At 67.7% G+C, this 7,534-nt stretch carries 4 protein-coding genes; all 4 read left to right on the forward strand.

Annotation, left to right across the window (positions count from 1 at the left end; genetic code table 11):
- Positions 1-375 (forward strand): class II aldolase/adducin family protein (locus tag V6M46_RS05250; RefSeq protein WP_332662727.1); only part of this gene is annotated, 375 nt, incomplete at its 5' end.
- Between the two features lie 29 nt (positions 376-404).
- Positions 405-1,907, forward strand: a complete 1,503-nt coding sequence (araA, locus tag V6M46_RS05255) for an L-arabinose isomerase (RefSeq protein ID WP_332662728.1) — start codon at positions 405-407, stop codon at positions 1,905-1,907.
- 60 nt (positions 1,908-1,967) lie between these two features.
- Positions 1,968-7,022: a family 43 glycosylhydrolase gene (locus V6M46_RS05260; RefSeq protein WP_332662729.1), complete on the forward strand. Its 5,055-nt coding sequence runs from the start codon at positions 1,968-1,970 to the stop codon at positions 7,020-7,022.
- A gap of 141 nt (positions 7,023-7,163) precedes the next feature.
- Positions 7,164-7,534: hypothetical protein (locus tag V6M46_RS05265; RefSeq protein WP_442880449.1), on the forward strand; the 371-nt coding region annotated here is incomplete at its 3' end.

Raw genomic sequence — 7,534 nt, forward strand, 5'->3', positions numbered from 1 at the left:
GTCGTGCACACCCACTCGACGTACGCCACGGCCTGGGCCGCGCGTGCCGAGCCGATCCCGTGCGTGCTCACGATGATGGCCGACGAGTTCGGCGGCGAGATCCCGGTCGGCCCGTTCGCCCTGATCGGCGACGACTCGATCGGCCGCGGCATCGTCGACACGCTGCGCGACAGCAACTCGCCGGCAGTCCTGATGCAGAACCACGGCGTCTTCGCGATCGGCAAGGACGCCCGCTCGGCGGTCAAGGCCGCCGTGATGTGCGAGGACGTCGCACGCACGACCCACATCGCCCGGCAGCTCGGCGAACCGGTGCCCATCCCGCCGGAGAAGATCGCCAGCCTGTTCGACCGCTACCAGAACGCGTACGGCCAGTGAGCCCCGCGACCCACGAGAAGGAGACGTCCATGAGCACCGCCGCACGCGAGATCTGGTTCCTCACCGGAAGCCAGGGCCTCTACGGCGAGGAGACGCTGCGGCAGGTCGCCGACCAGTCGCGTGAGGTCGCCGCGACGTTGGCCGCCCACCCTGACCTCACGATCCGCATCGTGTGGAAGCCCGTCCTGACCTCGTCCGACGCGATCCGCCGGACGATCCTCGAGGCGAACGCCGACGACGCGTGCATCGGCCTGATCGGCTGGATGCACACGTTCTCGCCGGCCAAGATGTGGATCAACGGCCTCGACGCACTGCGCAAGCCGTTCCTCCACCTGCACACGCAGGCACACCGAGACATCCCGTGGTCCACGATCGACATGGACTTCATGAACCTCAACCAGGCCGCGCACGGCGACCGGGAGTTCGGCTACATCCAGACCCGGCTCGGCATGGCCCGCAAGACTGTCGTCGGTCACGTCAGCAACCCTGACGTCGGACGGCGCATCGCCGTCTGGGTCCGCGCCGCCACGGGTGCCGCCGAGATGCGTACGCTCAAGCTCGCCCGCTTCGGTGACAACATGCGCGACGTCGCGGTCACCGAGGGCGACAAGGTCGAGGCCCAGCTGCGGTTCGGCGTCTCGGTCAACACGTACGGCGTCAACGACCTGGTCGCGGTCGTCGACGCGGTCGACGAGACCGTCGTCGACAAGCTCGTCGGCGAGTACCAGGACCTCTACGACGTCGCGGCCGAGCTGCGCGTCGGCGGGTCGCGCCACGAGTCGCTGCGCTACGGCGCTCGGGTCGAGGCCGGCATGCGGCAGTTCCTCGAGGAGGGCGGCTTCGGCGCGTTCACGACGAACTTCGAGGACCTCGGCGGGCTGCGCCAGCTGCCGGGGCTCGCGGTCCAGCGCCTGATGGCCGACGGCTACGGCTTCGGCGGCGAGGGCGACTGGAAGACATCGGTCCTCGTGCGGACGACCAAGGCCATGGCCGCCGGCCGCCCCGGCGGCACGTCGTTCATGGAGGACTACACGTACCACCTGGAGCCGGGCAACGAGAAGTCGCTCGGCGCCCACATGCTCGAGGTCTGCCCCACGATCTCGTCGAACAAGCCGACGATCGAGGTGCACCCCCTGGGCATCGGCGGCCGCGAGGATCCCGTACGCATGCGGTTCATCGCCGATCAGGGCGAGGGCATCGTCGTGGGACTCTCGGACATGGGTGACCGGTTCCGGCTCACGGCCAACGACATCACGCTCGTCGAGCCCGATGAGCCGTTGCCGCAGCTGCCGGTCGCGTGCGCGGTCTGGCAGGCGCATCCGTCGCTCGCGACGGCCGCAGAGGCCTGGATCATGGCCGGCGGGCCGCACCACACGGTGCTGTCGACTGCGGTCGGAATCGAGGAGTTCGACGATCTCGCCGAGATCCTGAGCACCGAATTGCTGCACATCAACGCGGAAACGACGCCCAAGAGCTTCCTCAGAGAGCTCCGCTGGAACCAGGCGTACTACCGGCTCGCCGCCGGCCTCTGACCCTCACCCCAACCGCCCTCCCCAGGAGACATCATGAGCAGCCCTACCCATTTTCGCTCTGTGACCCGCGTCACATCCGCGATCGTCGCGGTCTTCGCGCTGGTCGCGAGCCTGGTCGTCGGCCTGCCGATGACCGCCAATGCTGATGTCACCGACGGCCTCGTGCTGAAGTACGACCTGACGCAGGAGTCCGGCACGACCGTGGTCGACTCCTCGGGCAACGGCAAGGACGGCACGCTCACGGGTGGCGGCACGTGGGGCGGGGCGAGCGGGCTGACGCTCGACGGCACGGACGACCACGTCAAGCTGCCCAACAACATCATGGCCGGGCTCTCGTCGATCACGGTGTCGACGGAGGTCTACATCGAGCCGACGCAGGCGACGCCGTACTTCATCTGGGGCTTCGGCAACACGGCCTCCTCGTCCTCCGGCACGGGCTACTTCTTCGCGAGCGGCGACGCCTTCCGTACGGGCTTGACCCTGACGAACTGGTCGGGCGAGAAGGTCACCAGCAAGGGCTCCGCCCTCGCGCGCGGCGTCTGGAAGACCGTCACCTACACCCAGACCGGGACGACCGGCACGCTGTACGAGGACGGCGTCCAGGTCGCGCAGAACACCGCCGTGACAGTTGCACCCAGCGCGATCGGCGGCGGTACGACGACCAACAACAACATCGGCAAGTCCAACTACGCGGCCGACCGGTTCCTCAAGGGCAAGGTGCGCAACTTCCGCATCTACGACCGTGCGCTGTCGGCCTCCGAGGTCGCCTCGCTGGCGCCGTCCGACGCCGACCTGGTCGCCGCCGACAAGGCTGCGCTGTCACTCGGTGACCTCTCGGCGGTGACGAGCAACATCACGCTGCCCACCAAGGGCGACCGGGGCTCGACCATCACGTGGAGCTCGAGCAACACCGCAGTCATCGCCAACGACGGCACCGTGACGCGCCCGGCCCCGACCGACGACCCGGCAAGCGTCACGCTCACCGCGACGCTGACCCGCGGCACCGCCACCGACACCAAGACGTTCGGAGCGACCGTGCTGCCGGCCGAGGGTGACCAGGAGAAGGCCGACGCCGACGCGGCGGCCATCAACATCCCCGACGTCGACGACATACGCGGCAACATCACGTTGCCCACCAGCGGCAGCCACGGCTCGACGATCGCGTGGGCCTCCGACAACGAGTCGGTGATCGAGACCGACGGCGTCGTGCACCGGCCGGCCAACGGCTCGGACCCCGCGACGGTCCACCTCACCGCGACCGTGACCGTCGGGTCGGCCACCGCCACCCGGGAGATCACCGCCACGGTGACGCCCAAGCCCAACCTGGGTCCGTACGCCGGCTACGCGTTCAGCTACTTCACGTTCGGCGACGAGAGCATCTACTTCGCCGCGAGCCGGGGCAACAACGCCCTGCAGTGGGACGAGCTCAACGCCGGCAAGGCGGTGCTGAAGTCGACGAAGGGCACGACCGGCCTGCGCGACCCGTTCCTGATCCGCTCTCCCGAGGGCGACAAGTTCTACCTCATCGCGACGGACCTCGACATCGACAGCACCAACTGGGACGCCTCGCAGCGCACCGGCAGCAAGTACCTCGAGGTCTGGGAGTCGACCGACCTGGTGACCTGGTCCGAGCAGCGCCACGTCAAGGTCTCGCCGGACACCGCGGGCAACACCTGGGCGCCCGAGGCGTTCTGGTCCGACGAGCTCGGCTCGTACGTCGTGTTCTGGGCCTCGAAGCTGTATGCCGAGAGCGACACCAACCACACCGGATCGACGTACCAGAAGATGCTGTACGCCACGACGCGCGACTTCCGGACGTTCAGCAAGCCCAAGATCTGGCAGGACTTCGGCGCCTCGCGCATCGACTCGACCGTCATCAAGGACGGCGCCACCTACCACCGCTTCACCAAGGACGAGGGCGGCGTGACGGGGTGCTCCGACATCATCCAGGAGAAGAACGACGACCTGCTCGAGGCTGACGACGCCAGCGTGCCCGGTTGGGACATCAACAACCCGGCGTGGACCATCACGGACTCGTGCATCGGCAAGAATGCCGGTACGTCCGCGGTCGAGGGACCGACGGCGTTCAAGGCCAATGAGGGAGACACCTCGGGCTCGAAGTACTACCTGTTCACCGACGAGTACGGCGGACGCGGCTACATCCCGCTCGGCACCGACAACCTCGATGCGCCGGACTGGAAGGTCGCACCCAGCTACAAGCTGCCGGGCAGCCCGCGCCACGGAACGGTCATCCCGGTCACGGCCGAGGAGCTCAAGCGTCTGCGCAACGATCCCGAGCCGGCCAAGGCCAACGCGGACGGCGTGATCGCGCAGTACGCGCTCGACGACACGTCCGGGACGACGGCCAAGGACTCGTCCGGCAACGGCTATGACGCGACCCTCAGCGGCGACGCCACGTGGTCCGACGGATCGCTCAACCTGGGCGGGACAAACGGCCACGTCAAGCTCCCCGACAACCTGATGGCCGGACTCAACCAGATCACGGTCTCGACCAAGGTGTGGATCGATCCCACCCAGGCGAATCCGTACTTCATCTGGGGTCTCGGCAACACCGACTCCGGCGGCGTCGGCAACGGCTACCTGTTCACGACCGGCAACACCAACTACAAGACGTCGATCGCGACGGGCAACTGGACGACCGAGCAGACCGCCACGGACAACGCGGCCGCACCGCGGGGTGCCTGGAAGACGCTGACCTACACGCTGAAGGACGGCACCGCCACGATCTACCTCGACGGCGTCAAGGTCGGCGAGAAGACCGGCGTCACGATCGTGCCCGGCGACATCGGCGCGGGACGTACGACGGCCAACTACATCGGCCGCTCGGTCTACAACGCCGACAAGTACCTCAAGGGCAAGGTCCGCGACTTCCGCATCTACAACCGTGCGCTGTCCGCGACCGAGGTCCGGGACCTCGGCGCAGACCCGACGGCGATCACCGGCGTGGCGCTCGACAGCCTCAAGATCGACCCGATCATCGACGCGGCGTCGGGCACCGTCACGCTGCCGGTCAAGAAGGGCACGGACCTGAAGGCGCTGCAGCCGACGTTCGAGATCGCCTCGACGTCGACCATCACGCCCGAGGTGACCGGACCGATCGACCTGAGCTCCGAGCGTACGTTCACCGTCACGGCCGCCGGGGGAGAGACCCGCGACTGGAAGGTCCGCGCGATCGAGATGAAGTCGCCGATCCTGCCGGGCTTCAATGCCGATCCGAACATCGTGCGGTTCGGCGACACCTACTACATCTATGCCACGACCGACGGGTTCCCCGGCTGGGGCAGCTCGAAGTTCAAGGTGTGGTCGTCCAAGAACCTGGTCGACTGGACCGAGCACGACACGATCCTGGACCTCGGTCCGGACATCTCGTGGGCTGACAGCAACGCCTGGGCTCCGACCGCGACTGAGAAGGACGGGAAGTACTACTTCTACTTCTCGGCGCAGCAGAACATCGGCGTCGCCGTCTCCGACTCGCCGCTCGGACCGTTCACGGATCCGATCGGCAAGCCGCTCGTCAGCAAGGCCGACTACAACAACGCCCAGCAGATCGACCCGGCGGTGTTCACCGACGACGACGGCACGTCCTACCTGTACTGGGGCAACGGCAAGGCGTACGTCGTCCCGCTCAACGCGGACATGACGTCGTACGACGTGTCGAAGCGCGTCGAGCTCACGGGACTCACGAACTTCCGCGAGGGCATGTTCATGAACAAGCGGGGCGGGAAGTACTACGCCTCGTGGTCGATCGACGACACCGGCAGCGAGAACTACCGGGTCGGCTACGCCATCGGCGACAGCCCGACCGGCCCGTTCGTCAACCAGGGCGAGATCCTCAACAAGGACACCAGCCTGGGCATCCTCGGCACGGGACACCACTCGATCATCCAGGTCCCCGGCACCGACGACTGGTACATCGCGTATCACCGGTTCGGCATGCCCGGCGGCGACGGCACACACCGGGAGACCACGATCGACCGGCTGCACTTCAACGCCGACGGCACGATCAAGAAGGTCGTTCCGACCCTCGAGAGCGTCGACCCGCTGACGTACGAGGGAGCGGCCCCGCAGGCTGCCGTCTCGCACGCCGGCAGCAGCGGCTGGTACGGCAAGGGTGCTGCGCTGACCCTCACCGGTGGCGAGGGCGTCAAGAAGCTGCAGTACCGCATCGGTGAGGGCGACTGGACGACGTACGACGCTCCCGTCACGCTCGACGCCGGAACGTACGGCATCGACTACCGGGCCCAGGGCGACAACCTGCAGTGGAGCGACGTCTCGTCGCTCGCCGTCAAGGTCGACCTCACCGACCCGACCGTGACCGACCAGCTCGACGACCGCACCGTGACGCTGACCGGATCTGACGACGACTCGGGAGTCGCCGCGATCCAGTATCGCCTCGACGGCGGCGACTGGCTGGCGTACACCACGCCGGTCGAGGTCGACGGTGAGGCTCACACCGTGGAGTTCCGTGCCACCGACGTGGCCGGCAACCAGGGCGCGACGGACTCCGTCCAGATCGACGAGGCAGTCGATCCCGGACCGGGCCCGGCGCCGGTGGCGACGATCGCACCGGTCGTGCTCGGCGTCCCGCGGGTCGGGGCCCTGCTGACCGCGTACGACGGTGAGTGGGACCAGACCGGCCTGACGTTCTCGCGGCAGTGGCTGCGCGACGGCGTGCCGATCAGCGGTGCCGTCGCCCGGACGTACCGGCTGGGCGGCAAGGATGCCGGCCACCGGATCTCGGTCCAGGTCACCGTCACCAAGGACGGCGTCACGCCCGGCACCGCGGTCTCGGCCGAGACGGTCAAGGTGGCCAAGGCCATCAGTCGCACGCGCGCGTCGCTGAGTGACACCTCGGTGCGCAGCGGCACGACTGTCAGGCTCCGCGCGACGGTCAGCGCCAGCGGCGTCGTCCCCGACGGCAAGGTCGACATCTCCTATCGCGGTCGGCACATCAAGACCCTCTCGTTGCGCGACGGCAAGCTGTCGTCGAGCTATCGCGTCGTCAAGAGAGGTCTGCACACGTTCCGGTTCTCGTACCGAGGATCCGCCGGCGTGCTCCCCAGCTCGGACTCGGTCACGATCCGCGTCCGCTAAGGCCCGGGCGGCACCACCTCCTCTCCTCCAGCGGGGTGGTGCCGCCCGGTTTTCCACTCCGCTTCACCATCCGTTGTCGGCACCACGTTCGAGAGCAGGCACATTGTGAGTATCCAGGCCACCACCACCGGACGGCGCTCCATGCGGCACGGCATCCTCTTTGCCATTGCCGCATTGTTAACGCTAACAACACTGTCACCGCAGACCGCGGACGCAGCGGATCCCACGACGACAGGATGGCGCGACGACTTCGACGGCAGCGGTCTCGCCGCCGACTGGGGCGTGACGAACGAGGACACCGGCAACTACGCGGTGGCCGACGGCAAGCTCGCGGTGACCGGCCAGGCCGGCGACACGTACCAGGCCATCAACACCGCCAAGAACATCTTCATGGTCGACATCCCGGCCGGCGACTTCACCGCGGTCACCAAGGTCTCCGCGCCGGTCGCCAAGGTGTTCCAGGGTGCCGGCCTGATCGCGTGGAAGGACATCGACAACTACGTACGCTCCGG

Source organism: Aeromicrobium sp., assembly GCF_036676885.1.
Lineage (GTDB): Bacteria > Actinomycetota > Actinomycetes > Propionibacteriales > Nocardioidaceae > Aeromicrobium.

Excerpts from the sequence above, each read along its gene's own strand:
- araA (WP_332662728.1), top strand. The coding sequence starts at position 405 with ATGAGCACCGCCGCACGCGAGATCTGGTTCCTCACCGGAAGCCAGGGC.